Source organism: Rhizobium laguerreae, from assembly GCF_019778565.1.
In the GTDB taxonomy this organism is placed as follows: domain Bacteria; phylum Pseudomonadota; class Alphaproteobacteria; order Rhizobiales; family Rhizobiaceae; genus Rhizobium; species Rhizobium laguerreae.
The window spans coordinates 228,068-241,447 of record NZ_JAAXQT010000003.1 but is presented as its reverse complement, the minus strand read 5'-3'; the positions used below and the strand labels follow the sequence as shown (position 1 = coordinate 241,447).

Genomic DNA, 13,380 nt, shown 5'->3' with positions numbered 1-13,380 from the left:
ACGGCGGATGCGAAAGACCGACGACCTCCGGCACATCAGTCGTTCAGAGGCCCGGCGCCGACAGGCTGAAACAGGTGAAGACGGCCGAATAATGCACCGCCGCGGCGGTGACGACGAAGCCGTGCCAGATGGCGTTCTGGAAGCGCAGCTTCTCCCAGACATGGAAGATGACGCCGAGCGAATAGATGACGCCGCCGATGACGATCAGCAGCATGGACGCGGCGGGAATGCGCGAGGCAACCGGCTCGGCCACCAGCACGCCGCTCCAGCCCATAGCGAGATAAAGCAGGATGGCAAGACGGTCGAAACGCCCGGGAAAGACGCATTTCAGGAGAATGCCGACAGCGGCAAACAGCCAGATCGCGACCAGCATGAACAAGAGCAGCGGGTCGTCGGCGCCGCGTTCGAGAAACGGCGTATAGGTGGCGGCGATCAGCAGGAAGATCGCCGAATGATCGAAGCGGCGCAGATACCACTTCGTGCGCGAGACCGGCCAGGCGTTGTAGGAAAAGGAAATGGCAAGTGTCAGCACCAGCCCGACGCCATAGATCCAGGCGGCGGCGAGCGCGCCGTAGGAGCTCCAGACTGTGGCGTAGAAGATGAGCACGGTAGCCCCGATCAGCGCCAGCACGAGACCGACGCCATGAACGATACCGTCGGCGATCAGTTCGTATCTATCATAAGCCCAGCGAATGCCGTTGAACTCGCCCATGCACGCCAATCCATTTCATACCCGATTGCAATCGTCGCATCGAACGGACGGGCGCGCAACTGCGGCAAAGCGCACAGGCGGTAAATCTTCGTGACAGGCAGCAGGGCGCAAAGTCAAACCTTCTGACGGTCAACCAGCACCGAGCATTTGGCATGGCGCACGACCCGATCAGCGGTGGCGCCGATGAAGTAGTTGGAAAAGTCGGGAACGTGCGAGGCGACGATAATCAGGTCGGCGCCGTGGCTTTCGGCGGCCGAGATGATCGCTTTGGCAGGCGGGCCGTTGCGGATCTCGACAGTTGCTGCAACACCGGCTGCGGCGAGCAGCGCTTCCAGCTGCCCGCGGCTGTCCTTCATGACGTCCTCGACCATATTGGCCGGCAGTTCGATCGCGACATAACTCGGCACATCCTCGACGACATTGAGCGCGATGATCTCGCCGCCTGCGTCGAGCAGAGACGCGGCCTTGCGAAGGATTTTTTCTCCCTTGTCGATGCCGCCGAGCGCGATCGCTACGATGATCTTCCTGTACATGGCTTCCCTCCATGACTGAGATATAAGTTTTCCTCTAATGGAGATATGGGCGCATTGATCGCAATCAAGTGGGCGCAAGTCATCGTCAACATCTGCTCAACGCTTCATCCTCAAAAACAGGTCTTCTGTGAACAATTGGAATGCGCCATATAGGGATCAAGTACGGCAGCCGACGGGAGATCAGAGGCGAATGAACCGGCGAAACTTCCTCGGGCTTGCCACGGGCGGCATGTTTGCCGCCACCGCCGGTACGCCTTCTATCCTACGGGCCAATTCAGAGGCAGGAGAACAAGCCATGACGACCGAAACTTGCTATGCGCTGACACGGCCCGCCTATATCGACCAGTCGCATCTGGTCGTGACCGACCTCGGTCTAGTTTCCGGCTTCTACCAATCGATGCTCGGCCTGAAGGTGATCGAGAAGACGGCGAGCGGCGAAGTGCTGGGTGTCGGCGACCTGCCTTTGCTGACGCTGACGACCGCAAAGAATGCGACCATCGCGCCGCGCAATGCCGCCGGCCTTTTCCACACCGCCTTCCTGATGCCGGACCGGACGGAGCTCGCACGCTGGCTGCGCCATGCGGCACAGAATAACGTCGCGCTGGACGGCGCCTCGGACCATCTCGTCAGCGAGGCGATCTATCTTTCCGATCCCGAAGGCAACGGCATCGAGATCTATGCCGACCGGCCGCACGAACAATGGAAATTCCATGAGGACGGCATGGTGGAGATGGCGACGCTACGCCTCGACCTGCAGGCGCTCTACAACAGCGCGCCTGATGAGCGCTGGGACGGCATGGCTGCGGGGACGGCGATCGGCCACCTGCATCTGCAGGTCGGCGACATCCCGCAGGCCGACGCCTTCTACCGCGACGTCCTCGGCCTCAAGCTGATGGCGCGCTATCCGGGCGCGAGTTTCTTTGCGAGCGGCGGCTACCACCACCATCTCGGCGCCAATATCTGGAACAGCCGCGGCGCCATGGCACGCGCCGGCAACATGACCGGGCTGTCCGACTACAAGATTCGTTTCAACGACAAGGGCACGCTGGATGCGGCCGTCTCCAAACTGGATAATCTCGAGATCAAAAGCGAGAAGCGCGACGGCGGCATCTTCCTGAAAGATCCGTGGGGCATTGGCCTAACGCTGTCGGCTTGATCCAAAGAGGCTATCGGACCTTCTCGGCGCCCGATGGTGTCGTCACCTGCGTCGGCCCACCACCATTTCCGCTCGGCGATGGTGAACGGTCCACTGCTTCCGGAGGCCTTGCCGGGGCGGAGACGGGATCGTCGTTGAAGGTGCCGGGGCCGGATGGTTGCGCATTGATCGGGTCCGGCTTGGTCGAGGCTGTCGCCGTTGGATCATTGCTGCTGGGGTCGGGCCAGATCGCGACACTGACGCCAGCGATGATGAAGACCGTCAAGCCCGCCCCAAGTATCCCCCAGACCCACCATCGCCGTTGGTCGGAGGCGTCAAGCGCCGCCTTGTCCGCATAAGGCGGCTCGGTGCCGTAGGTCTCGGTCGTATTGATCTGATCTCGATCTGCAGTCATAGCTGTAACTCCTTCCGAGGCCGAACTCCCGTGACCGAAAACTTGTTCCAGCGCTAAGGCCCAATATGCACATGTCCGGTACGGACACAGGCGCTGGAGTGCCGGGGGAACCGGAACCGCATCGGCGCGTTTCCGTCACGAAGCAATGGGCTTCGGGGGGACCTCACCGCAATGGGCATCGCAAATGGCATCCGCAAACAAGCAAAGAAGATCGCCATCGGCGAACGCCACACCAGCGCTTGGGCACAGTCGCTGAAGGAGGCTGCGGAAGAACTGCCGCCGCCGCCGCTGCACCGGCTGGAAAAAGACGGGCTCGATGTCAGCATGGCCTGGGCGATCATCGGCATCTTCGGCATTCTCTTCCTTGCCGCCGTCTATCTGATGTCGCTGATCCTCATTCCAATCACGCTTGCCGTCGTCGTCGGCATGATCCTTGGCATGGCGGCGGAAAAGCTCAGCAAGATGGGCGTGCCGCGGCTTGCCAACGCCTTCATCCTTTCAAGCAGCGTGGCGCTGGTGATCTTCCTGTTGATCAACTCACTCGCCGACCCGCTGATGACGCTTGCCAATGAAGGCCCCGCCTTCGCCGAGCGAACCATCAACCGCATCATGCCTTATCTGGAGCGCATCACATGGCTGCATATCACGCCGGCGACATTCGAAAGCGGGTCGATGTCGATCGGTGCGCTGCTCGAAAACACTGGCAACGTGCTGCACGTGGTGACAAGTAGCCTGACGCCGGCGCTGGTGCAGGGACTGATCTTCTTTGCGGCGCTGCTGTTTTTCCTCGCTGGTCGGGTCAACCTGCGCAAGACGATCATCATGACCTTCCGCACCCGCACGCAGCGCCTGGCGGCCATCCGCGTCATCAATGCCGTCGAGCAGGTACTCGGATTTTATTTCGCAACGGCCTCGCTGATCTATGTCGGGCTCGGCGTCGTCATGACCGTCATCGCCTATGCCGGCGGGCTGTCGGCCCCGGTGCTCTGGGGCTTCTTTGCCTTCCTGTCGAGCTTCATCCCCTATCTCGGCATCACTCTAATGACGCTTGCTGTCGCCATCGCCGGCATCCTGACTCATGATGGCATCCTCATCGGCCTAATGCCGGCCGCAGCCTTCTTCACAGTGCATCTCCTCATGGAGAACCTGATCTTCCCCGCAGTGATGGGACGGCGGCTGGAAATCAATCCCTTCGTCGTCTTCATCGCCATCCTGTTCTGGACATGGATGTGGGGCGCCGTCGGCGCCATGCTGGCGCTGCCGCTCTCGCTGATCGTCATGACTGTCATCGACGAACTGCTGATCGAGGAAAAGCCGCAGCCGCAATTGCCGAAATGATCAACCGGGGGAACGTCCGTGGCATCTGATCTCGATCTTACCGAATCCGATCACGACCAGATGGTGAGCGGCCGTTCTCTCTGGGGGAAGAGCGGCATACGGCCGGAATGGCGGCCGATCGAGCAGAGCTTTTCCACCGACGTCGCGGTAGTCGGCGGCGGCATCACCGGTGCCCTGGTTGCCGAACATTTGACGGCGCGCGGTTTTTCCGTTGCGGTCATCGACCGGGAGGAGCCCGGCTTTGGCAGCACCGCGGCGAGTACGGCGATGCTGCAATGGGAAATCGACAGCACGCTCAGCGAACTCGAGGATTATTACGGCTTCGAGCGCGCGGCCGGCATTTACCGCCGCAGTGGTGCTGCGGTCGCCGGCCTTTCCAAGCTCATCGCCGCAAACGGCATCGCCTGCGGCTTCCGGCCGCGCAACACACTCTATCTCGCCGCCAACTGCGAAGGCGCGCGCAACCTCAGGGAGGAGCGCCAGCTTCGCCGCCGGGCCGGCCTGCCCGGCGTCTATCTCGAACATCCCGATCTCTTCACACAGTTCGAGCTCGACCGGGATGGCGCGATCTATTCGCCGGGTTCGGCGGAGGCCGATCCGCTGCTTCTGACCTGGGCCTTGATCGAGATGGCGGTGCGGCGCGGCGCGCTGCTGGTCAACGCTTCCGTGACCACGCTTCACAGCGAAGGCGATCATGTCACGGCAGTGACCGATGGAGGCCACGTCATCGAGGCGCGGCATGTCGTGCTGGCGACCGGCTATTCGATGCCGGGTCTCGAGATGCCGAAGCTGCACCGCTCGAGTTCTAGCTGGGCGTTCGCCACCGTGCCGCAAGACCCGGCAAATTTCTGGCGCGACAGGGCGCTGATCTGGGAGGACAGCCATCCCTATCTCTACATGCGAACGACGGCGGACAATCGCATCGTCGCCGGCGGCGAGGATGACGAGACCATCGATGCCGAGGTACGGGATCGGAAGCTGCCGGCCAAGATCAAGGCAATCCAGGAGAAGATGAAGCGGCTGTGGCCGAAGGCGGATACGCGGGTGGAACACGCCTGGTGCGGCACTTTCGGCGAGACGGCCGACGGTCTGCCGCTGATCGGCCCGGTGCCGGAGATACCGCATGTGTTCGCAGCCTATGGCTACGGCGGCAACGGCATCACCTTTTCCTATCTCGCCGCGCAGATGATCGGCGCCATGCTCGCCGGCATGCATCGCGACTGGTTCGAGGATTTCGCGCTCGACCGCGACGGACCGGGTTCCAGAACGCTGCATGAGCGCTTTCGACCGCCGGAGATAGCGCTGCGTTAAACGAAAAAGCGCTTCTGGCCGTTACTGCGTCGTCTTGTCGTCACCAGTGTCCTCGACATCCTCGAGGCGAACGAATTGCGTACCCTTCGTCTTGAGATCGACCAGTGCCTTGGCCACCCCCTCGCCGGCCGCATGGGTCGGCTGGTTGATGTGGGAGATGACGACGTCGCCGTCCCTGGCCGAGGCGATACGCTTTTCGGTGATCACAGCCCCGAGCAGCGAGCCGCCGTCGCCATTCACGGAGTAACCGGCGATGCGATAGCCCATGGCGCGAATCTCGCCGATGGCGGAAAGATCATATTTGGCGGTCGAGCCCCGAAACCAGTGCGGCGCCGGGATGCCGGCCGCGACCATGGCGGCGGCACCGCCTTCGACTTCCTGCCGCACCGCCTGCGGCGAGCCGGCGGACGCGATCCCATAGATCAGCGTCGGCCTGTCGACGGCGGGAATATGGTTCTGACCGTGGTTTTCGAGTTCGAAGAGATCGGGGTTTTGCAGGAACACGGCAAGCGCTGCGGGATTGCGCTTCAGCCAGCGGGCGGTGACGAAGATCGTTGCCGGGATGCGTTCCCGCACCAACGTGGAAAGGATGCGCTCGTCCGCCTGGCCCATGCAGGCATCGAAGGTCAGCGCAATGCGGGCATGGCCGGCGATATTGGAACGGGTGATATGCAGATGCGGCTCGACGAGTTTTAGCGCCGGCGCCTTCGGGGCCGGACTGACTGCAGCCGGGACCGGACTGACTGCAGCCGGGACCGGACTGACTGCAGCCGGGACCGGACTGACTGCAGCCGGGACCGGACTGACCACGGCCGAAGCAGGCTGCGCTGACGGAGTTTCGTCGGCGAATACAGCCGAGATGCTGACGAGAAGGAACGCCGAAGCGAGCAGGATGCGGTTCATATAGTGGATTTCTATGATTCGAGCTGCCAAATTTTCGCGGTGGCTCTCCCCCGGCGCCATGCGGCCGGATGTCACCGCAGCCGCTTGGGCGGACAGGCCGTATCAATCATAGAGATAATACTTGTTCCACTTCTCGCGCGGCACCTTCTCGCCGATCTCGTAATTGAGCTCGCGCACGTTGATATGCTGCGGACCGGTGATGCAATTGTAGGAGAGATGGTACCAGTCGCCCTTGCTGCGGAAGACGGCACCCGGCGCCTCTAGCGAATTGTCGCCAGGGATCGGGTCCTTGAAGGTGTAAGCGATCACCTTGTCGGGCTTGAAGCCGGTGCTGTCTTGGTTGATGCGGCTCATCGCCTCGGTGTCGCAGCTCTGTTCCAGGCGGGTCGCGGGATCGAGTTTTTCCAGCTGCTTCTTGATAGCGGGATCGACGGCAAAGGCGGGGGCAGCAAGACTTGCGAGGGATAGAAACAGGACCAGACGTTTCGGCATTGCGGAAAAAATTCCTTACTGTTCTGCAATTTTTGCCCTACCCCCGACAGCTTGCGGCGGGCTTGGCACCTGCAAATTCACTGAGATAGCGGATTTTCTTAAATATTGTGGTGACATCAAGGCAAGGTGGCTTGGGTGTCCTCCTTGTCTGTGGAAGGGCACCTCTACCCTTGGCGCAGCCTTGCCGCTTGATCCGGGACCAGTGCACCTCTATCTCTTGCCAACCCGTCATTCCGACCCGGAGCCAATCCTTGTCCGCTTTCAAGAGCCTGCCGACCCCGCCTGCCGCACCGAAGAAGCCGATCTCCAATACGCGCCACGGCATCACCCGCACGGACGACTATGCCTGGCTGCGCGCCGACAACTGGCAGGCGATGTTCAAGGATCCATCGATCCTCGACCCTGAGATCCGCCGCCATCTCGAAGCCGAAAACGCCTATATGAACGCGGCGATGGAGGACACCAAGCCGCTTCAGAAGGTGCTGTTTGCCGAAATGCGCGGCCGCATCAAGGAAGACGACAGCTCGGTGCCGATGAAAGACGGGGCCTATGCCTACGGCACCTTCTACGTCACCGGCGGCGAACAGCCGCGCTTTTTCCGCATCGCCCGCGACGGCAACGTCGCTGACGAGACGATCCGCGCGGTGCTGCTCGACGGCGACAAGGAGGCATCAGGCAAGGCCTATTTCCGCCTCGCCGGCCTCGACCATTCGAGCGACCACAGCCGCGGCATCTGGGGTTACGACGACAAGGGTTCGGAATTCTTCACGCTGCAGGTGCGCGACCTCCAGATCGGGCAAGACCTTACCGACCGGATCGAAAATACCGGCGGCGGCGGCGTCTGGGCGCCCGATGGCAAGAGCTTCTTCTATTCGGCGCTCGACGAGAATCATCGGCCCTCGAAGGTGTTCCACCACATTCTCGGCCAGCCGCAGTCGGAAGACCGGCTGGTCTATGAGGAAGCGGATGCCGGCTTCTTCATGGGCGTCGGCGGCTCACTGCTTGACGATTTCATCTATATCGACATTCACGACCACGAGACCAGCGAATACCGCCTGCTGTCGACCGCGGACCTGACGGCCGAGCCGAAGCTGGTGGCGGCGCGCGAGGAAGGCATCGAATATTCGCTGACCGAGGGCGGCGACGTCTTCTACATCCTGACGAATGACGGCGACGCCAAGGATTTCAAGATCATGGAAGCGCCGGTTGATAAGCCCGGCAAGGAAAACTGGCGCGAGGTCGTGCCGCATAAGCCCGGCACGCTCATCATCAGCCACATGGCCTATGCCCGCCACCTCCTGTGGCTGGAGCGCAAGGACGGCCTGCCGCAGATCATGATCCGCGATCGGGCGACCGGCGAGGAACATGCGATCGCCTTTGCCGAGGAAGCCTATTCGCTGGGGCTGCAGGGTGCTGCGGAATACGACACGGATATCATCCGCTTCTCCTATTCCTCGATGACGACGCCGTCGCAGCTCTACGATTACAACATGGTGACGCGCGAGCGCACGCTGTTAAAGACGCAGGAAGTGCCGTCCGGCCATAATCCCGACGACTACATCACCCGCCGCGTCTTTGCGCCGGCGTGGGATGGCGAGAAGGTGCCGGTCACCCTACTCTACCGCAAGGATACCCCCCTCGACGGCAGCGCGCCCTGCCTGCTCTACGGCTACGGCGCCTACGGCATCACCATTCCGGCCGGCTTCAACACCAACTGCCTGTCGCTCGCCGATCGCGGCTTCGTCTATGCGATTGCCCATATCCGCGGCGGCAAGGACAAGGGATTTTCCTGGTATGAAGACGGCAAGATGGACAAGAAGACCAACACCTTCAAGGACTTCGTCGCGGCGGCCGATTATCTGAATCAACAGAGGTTCACGTCTTACGCGAAGATCATCGCCGAGGGCGGATCGGCCGGCGGCATGCTGATGGGTGCGGTTGCCAACATGGCGCCGGAGAAGTTCGCCGGCCTCATCGCCGCCGTACCCTTCGTCGACGTGCTCAACACAATGCTCGACGACACTTTGCCGCTCACTCCGCCGGAATGGCCGGAATGGGGCAACCCGATCGACAGCAAGGAAGAATACGAGCAGATCGCCTCCTACTCCCCCTATGACAATGTCGACACGAAAGCTTACCCGCCAATCCTGGCGCTCGGTGGCCTGACGGACCCGCGCGTCACCTATTGGGAGCCGGCAAAGTGGGTGGCGAAGCTGCGCGACAAGACGACGGGCAACGCGCCGATCCTGCTCAAGACCAACATGGACGCCGGCCACGGCGGCGCCTCGGGCCGCTTCCAGCGGCTGGAAGAGATCGCGTTTGAATATGCGTTTGCGATCAAGGTTGCTGGGAAGATGTGAAGGGCTGGGTTGGGGGTGCCACACGGTACCAAGGGAGAAAAAATGGCCGTCTATATCGCCCTCCTCCGCGCCGTGAACGTCGGCGGTACCGGCGCGCTGCCGATGGCCGAACTGAAGGCGATCTGCGAAGACCTGGGCTTTTCCGACGTCAAGACCTACATCCAGAGCGGCAACGTGCTTTTCCGCGCGGATGAAGCGGAAAAGGCGGTGGAGGAGCGGCTCGACGAGGCAATCGGCAAGAAGCTCGGAAAGCGGCCAGGCGTGATGGTGCGCAGCCGCAAGGAACTCGACGGCATAGTCGACGACGCACCCTTTCCCGATGCCAAGCCGAACTTCCTGCTCGTGTACTTCCTGCCCGAAAAGCCGCCCGGCGATGCGCTGGAAAAGATGGTGGCGCCCGACGGCGAGGAGGCCAAGCTCGCCGGCAGGGAAATCTATGTGCACTATCCCAATGGTTCCGGCCGCTCGAAGCTGAAGCTGCCGGCGCTGAAACCGGGCACGTCGCGCAATCTCAACACCGTACGCAAGCTCGCGGAGATGGCGGCGGCGTTGGAGGACGGGGACTGAGGATGTCAGCCGCAATTCCAGCAAAGCCGCTTCGCACTTTTGCTGGAGTTGCTTTAGGCCCTCGGCATTTCCACTACCGGCAGGAAGAGCATTTTCACGAAGGTGCGGAGCATCAGCACCTGCTCGGCCAGCGTGTTCGGCTCCTTCAGCGTCTTCGACAAAACGATGCCGCCTTCCAGGACGGAGGACACCATGTCGGCGAGCTGGTTGACATCGACGGGTTCGCGCAGCGGATAGACGGCCACGATGTCGCGGAGCATGCGGCCGAAACGGCGGCGCCAGGCAAGCACCGCATTCCGGTTGGTCTCCTGTATCTCCCGGTCGAACAGCCGCTCGTAATAGCAGACGGTCGCCACCAGGCAGCCGGGATGGCCGTTCGGCAGGTCGGAGAGCAATTCGGAAAGTAACTTCAGGCCGAGCAGAAAGGATTGCAGCGGATCGCCGGTCAGCTCGCGCGCGCGGCTGAAGATCTCGTCATAGATGCGCTCGTCATTTTCGATGTAGCGGTTGAGCAAGGCCTTGGCGAGCTCGTTCTTGTCCCTGAAATGATAGAAGAAGCCGCTCTTGGTGATGCCGGTCTCGGCAATCAGTTCCTCAATAGAGGTGCCGCCGAAACCCTTCTGCAAGACTGCCGCTTCGGCCACATCGAGGATGCGGGTCCGCGTTTCCTCGCCCTTTCGCATGTCCCCTCCTGTACCGGCGGTACAGTTTTCAGTGTTGCATGATAAGATCTGCCTCCGCCCCGGGCAGGATCGGTCGAAGCAAGCGATTGAAATCAATCGGCAAAACCCAAAACCGCCTGGAGTATACCGCAAGTCGCCTAGTTTGGCAGCCAATTAAACGCCAGAACATCATTCATCGACGGCAGCCAATCGGGTGTCGCGAGGAGAGGCTTCAACAATGGCAAAGTACAGAAACGGGTTGCCGCAGCTCAAAGGCGGCACCTTCATTACCGATGGCGGCATGGAAACGACGATGATCTTCCAGGAAGGGATCGAACTTCCGCATTTCGCTGCCTTCATATTGCTGGCTTCCGAAGACGGGCGGCAGCGGATGCGGAATTACTATCGCCGTTATCTCGATGTCGCCCGGCGGCACGGCACGGGCTTCGTGCTCGATACTGCCACATGGCGGGCCAATCCGGACTGGGGGCAGAAGCTCGGCTATAGCACCGAAGCGCTGAAAGCAGTCAACGAGGAAGCCGTCGACCTGCTCGTCGGCTTGCGCAGCGACTATGAGCGGCCGGAGCAGCCGGTCGTCATCAGCGGCGCCATCGGCCCGCGCGGCGACGGCTACAAGGCGGGCATCATGGATGCCGCCGAAGCGGAAGACTACCACGCTTTCCAGATCGGGGCTTTCGCCGGCACGGAAGCCGACATGGTGAGCGCCTTCACGCTGACCAATATCGACGAGGCGATCGGGGTGGCGCGGGCGGCACAGGCGCTCGGCATGCCCTCGGCCATCTCCTTCACGCTGGAGACGGATGGCCGGTTGGTGACGGGCCGCAGCCTTCAGGAGGCCATCGAGACGACCGATGCGATGACCGGCGGGGCGCCGGCCTATTACATGATCAATTGCGCCCACCCGACACATTTCGAAACGGCGCTCGATCACGGAAGCGCCTGGGTGAAACGTATATCCGGCATCCGCGCCAATGCCTCGACCATGAGCCATGAGCAGCTCGACAATAGCGAGACGCTGGATGCGGGCGATCCCGAAGATCTGGGCCGCCACTATCGCAAGCTCATCGACCGCATGCCAGCGCTCAGCGTGCTCGGCGGCTGCTGCGGCACCGACCACCGCCATGTCGCGGCGATCTGCGAGGCATGCCTGCCGCAGGCGGCGTGACGACCTGAGAGGGAGGAGAGAATGACGATTGGGGGGACGATGATGCGAGAGCGCCGCTGGCACGATCTGTGGCTTGTGATCACGGGACGGCAGAGGCGCGCCGAGCCGGAGGCGGCCGTGGAGGTGGCTCTACGGGATAATGATCTCGCCTTCGGGGGCTTGCCCGGCCCGATAACCTACGGGCTCGAGGCGGACCGGCGCGAGGGCCGGCCCTTGCGACGCAGGCGGCTGCGGGAGCCGGTCGGCTTCTGACGAAGGGAAAGGCGGCGTCAGCCTTCGGCGACGGCGCCTTTCCTCTGTTTGGCCTTGTAGCCGGTGATCTCCTCGCCGGCGGTCGGCGAGAAGCGCAGGTTCCAGAAGGTGGCAGTGATCGAGATGATGGTGACGACGATGAAAGCGGCGGAGAAATCGCCGAGGGCCGGCGTCTCAGTGCCCGACAAGGCCATGGAGCCGTGCAGCGCCAAGGCGCCGATGCAGATGCCGAGCGACAGCATGAGCTGCTGGAAGGTGGTGTAGAAGCTGGTGGCCGAGCTCATCCGCTCCTTGCTGATCTCGTCATAGGCGATGGTGTTATAGGCGGTGAACTGGAACGAGAGGAAGAAGGCGCTGAGCACCAGGACTACGAAGATGAGTGGCATCGGCCAATCCGGCCGGAAGGCGGCACAGAGGCCATAGCCGATCGTACCGAGGATGCCGTTGAGGATGAGGCTCCTGCGGAAGCCCAGCCGGCGGAAGACAAACTTCGCCATCGGCTTCATGGCGAGAGCGCCAAGCGCGGTCGCGATGATGATCTGGCCGGCCGCCGCCGCAGACAGGCCGAAGCCGATCTGGAAGAGCAGCGGAAGCAGGAAGGGCTGCGCCCCTTGCGTGATGCGGGTCAGCGAACCGGCAATAACAGACGTGCCGAAGCTCGGCACCTTCATCAGCGAGAAATCCATGATCGGCGACGGATGCTTGCGAGCATGTCTGAGATAGCCGATGCCGAAAAGCAGGCCGATGGCGATCAGGAAGATCGAAAACGCGCCCTCGCCCTTATGGCTCGACATTTCGAAGCCGAAGAGCAGCGAGCCGAGCGAGATGCCCGAGAGGATGAAGCCGATCGTATCGAACGGACCGCTTGCCTTGCCCTTCACCTCGTCGATGTAGATCGAGACGAGGATCATGCCGATGATGCCGATCGGCACGTTGATATAAAAGATCCAGCGCCAGTCGAGATAGGTGACGATGAAGCCGCCGAGCGGCGGGCCGACGATCGGGCCGATCAGCGCCGGCACGAGCAGCCAGGACATGGCGCTGACCATATCCTTGCGGTCGACGCTGCGCATCAGCACCAGGCGCCCGACCGGCATCATCATCGCGCCGCCGATACCCTGCAGCAGCCGCGCCAGCACCAGGAAGGACAGCGTCGGCGCCAGGGCGCAGAGGATGGAGCCGACGACGAAAACGGCGATGGCCGAGCGGAAAACGGTGCGGGAGCCGAAACTGTCGGCCATCCGGCCGCTTGCCGGAATGAAGATCGCAAGGCTCAGGAGATAGGAGGTCAGGGCGATCGACATGGCCGGAGCGCCGACGCCGAAATCGCGTGCCATAGTGGGCAGCGCGGTCGCAAGCACGGTCGCATCGATGTTTTCCATCAGCATCGCACTCGCGACAATCATTGCGATCACCCGGAAATTGGGCGCGGCGCGCCGAACCATCGGCGCTTGGTAAATCTGATCCGACATCGTCCGGGATCACTCGCGGTGGCGCGGCGGAGCACACAAGGC

13 protein-coding genes are annotated in these 13,380 nt (G+C 62.1%); 6 read left to right on the top strand and 7 right to left on the bottom strand.

The annotated features are described in order from the left end of the window. Positions 1-43: 43 nt before the first annotated feature. Both trhA and HFO71_RS11730 read right to left on the bottom strand, forming a co-directional pair. The gene (trhA, locus tag HFO71_RS11735; RefSeq protein WP_027665105.1) at positions 44-712 is read right to left on the bottom strand and encodes a PAQR family membrane homeostasis protein TrhA; all 669 of its coding nucleotides are present in this window, start codon (positions 710-712) and stop codon (positions 44-46) included. A gap of 113 nt (positions 713-825) precedes the next feature. After that, a complete protein-coding gene (locus HFO71_RS11730) occupies positions 826-1,245 on the bottom strand; it encodes a universal stress protein (RefSeq protein ID WP_020049175.1) in 420 nt (139 codons plus the stop codon). A 190-nt stretch (positions 1,246-1,435) separates the two neighbouring features. Between HFO71_RS11730 and HFO71_RS11725 the strand changes: the two genes are divergently transcribed. Continuing rightward, on the top strand, positions 1,436-2,401 hold the full coding sequence (locus tag HFO71_RS11725; RefSeq protein ID WP_170268349.1) for a VOC family protein: 966 nt from the start codon (positions 1,436-1,438) through the stop codon (positions 2,399-2,401). Positions 2,402-2,411: 10 nt separating this feature from the next. Here HFO71_RS11725 and HFO71_RS11720 read toward each other — a convergent pair whose 3' ends face one another. Continuing rightward, on the bottom strand, positions 2,412-2,795 hold the full coding sequence (locus tag HFO71_RS11720) for a hypothetical protein (RefSeq protein WP_221988119.1): 384 nt from the start codon (positions 2,793-2,795) through the stop codon (positions 2,412-2,414). Positions 2,796-2,966: 171 nt separating this feature from the next. On the opposite strand from HFO71_RS11720, the gene HFO71_RS11715 reads away from it, so the two are divergent. Then, positions 2,967-4,133, top strand: coding sequence for an AI-2E family transporter (locus HFO71_RS11715; protein ID WP_077976010.1), 1,167 nt, complete (start codon positions 2,967-2,969; stop codon positions 4,131-4,133). Between the two features lie 18 nt (positions 4,134-4,151). Next, positions 4,152-5,444, top strand: coding sequence for an NAD(P)/FAD-dependent oxidoreductase (locus tag HFO71_RS11710; RefSeq protein ID WP_077976009.1), 1,293 nt, complete (start codon positions 4,152-4,154; stop codon positions 5,442-5,444). A 21-nt stretch (positions 5,445-5,465) separates the two neighbouring features. Here the strand turns inward: HFO71_RS11710 and HFO71_RS11705 are convergent, their stop codons facing one another. Both HFO71_RS11705 and HFO71_RS11700 read right to left on the bottom strand, forming a co-directional pair. Beyond that, a complete protein-coding gene (locus HFO71_RS11705; RefSeq protein WP_221967831.1) occupies positions 5,466-6,347 on the bottom strand; it encodes a polysaccharide deacetylase family protein in 882 nt (293 codons plus the stop codon). A 102-nt stretch (positions 6,348-6,449) separates the two neighbouring features. Next, a complete protein-coding gene (locus HFO71_RS11700; protein WP_077976007.1) occupies positions 6,450-6,839 on the bottom strand; it encodes a DUF930 domain-containing protein in 390 nt (129 codons plus the stop codon). A 251-nt stretch (positions 6,840-7,090) separates the two neighbouring features. Here HFO71_RS11700 and HFO71_RS11695 point away from each other — a divergent pair, with 251 nt between their 5' ends. After that, positions 7,091-9,199 (top strand): S9 family peptidase, encoded by a 2,109-nt coding sequence (locus HFO71_RS11695; protein ID WP_221988118.1) that lies wholly within the window; start codon positions 7,091-7,093, stop codon positions 9,197-9,199. A 42-nt stretch (positions 9,200-9,241) separates the two neighbouring features. Next, entirely contained in the window at positions 9,242-9,766 is a 525-nt protein-coding gene (locus HFO71_RS11690; protein ID WP_131641481.1) for a DUF1697 domain-containing protein, read from the top strand. 53 nt (positions 9,767-9,819) lie between these two features. Here HFO71_RS11690 and HFO71_RS11685 read toward each other — a convergent pair whose 3' ends face one another. Beyond that, complete coding sequence (locus tag HFO71_RS11685) at positions 9,820-10,449, bottom strand: TetR/AcrR family transcriptional regulator (RefSeq protein WP_131641482.1); 630 nt, start codon at positions 10,447-10,449, stop codon at positions 9,820-9,822. Positions 10,450-10,666: 217 nt separating this feature from the next. On the opposite strand from HFO71_RS11685, the gene HFO71_RS11680 reads away from it, so the two are divergent. Beyond that, a complete protein-coding gene (locus HFO71_RS11680; RefSeq protein WP_221988116.1) occupies positions 10,667-11,614 on the top strand; it encodes a homocysteine S-methyltransferase family protein in 948 nt (315 codons plus the stop codon). A 269-nt stretch (positions 11,615-11,883) separates the two neighbouring features. Here the strand turns inward: HFO71_RS11680 and HFO71_RS11675 are convergent, their stop codons facing one another. Then, positions 11,884-13,338 carry an MFS transporter gene (locus tag HFO71_RS11675; protein WP_131641484.1) on the bottom strand — a complete coding sequence of 485 codons (1,455 nt, stop codon included), beginning with the start codon at positions 13,336-13,338 and terminating at the stop codon, positions 11,884-11,886. Positions 13,339-13,380: the final 42 nt, after the last annotated feature.

Coding starts and splice junctions, on each gene's coding strand:
- trhA (WP_027665105.1), bottom strand. CDS start 712: ATGGGCGAGTTCAACGGCATTCGCTGGGCTTATGATAGATACGAACTG.
- HFO71_RS11730 (WP_020049175.1), bottom strand. CDS start 1,245: ATGTACAGGAAGATCATCGTAGCGATCGCGCTCGGCGGCATCGACAAG.
- HFO71_RS11725 (WP_170268349.1), top strand. CDS start 1,436: ATGAACCGGCGAAACTTCCTCGGGCTTGCCACGGGCGGCATGTTTGCC.
- HFO71_RS11720 (WP_221988119.1), bottom strand. CDS start 2,795: ATGACTGCAGATCGAGATCAGATCAATACGACCGAGACCTACGGCACC.
- HFO71_RS11715 (WP_077976010.1), top strand. CDS start 2,967: ATGGGCATCGCAAATGGCATCCGCAAACAAGCAAAGAAGATCGCCATC.
- HFO71_RS11705 (WP_221967831.1), bottom strand. CDS start 6,347: ATGAACCGCATCCTGCTCGCTTCGGCGTTCCTTCTCGTCAGCATCTCG.
- HFO71_RS11700 (WP_077976007.1), bottom strand. CDS start 6,839: ATGCCGAAACGTCTGGTCCTGTTTCTATCCCTCGCAAGTCTTGCTGCC.
- HFO71_RS11690 (WP_131641481.1), top strand. CDS start 9,242: ATGGCCGTCTATATCGCCCTCCTCCGCGCCGTGAACGTCGGCGGTACC.
- HFO71_RS11685 (WP_131641482.1), bottom strand. CDS start 10,449: ATGCGAAAGGGCGAGGAAACGCGGACCCGCATCCTCGATGTGGCCGAA.
- HFO71_RS11680 (WP_221988116.1), top strand. CDS start 10,667: ATGGCAAAGTACAGAAACGGGTTGCCGCAGCTCAAAGGCGGCACCTTC.
- HFO71_RS11675 (WP_131641484.1), bottom strand. CDS start 13,338: ATGTCGGATCAGATTTACCAAGCGCCGATGGTTCGGCGCGCCGCGCCC.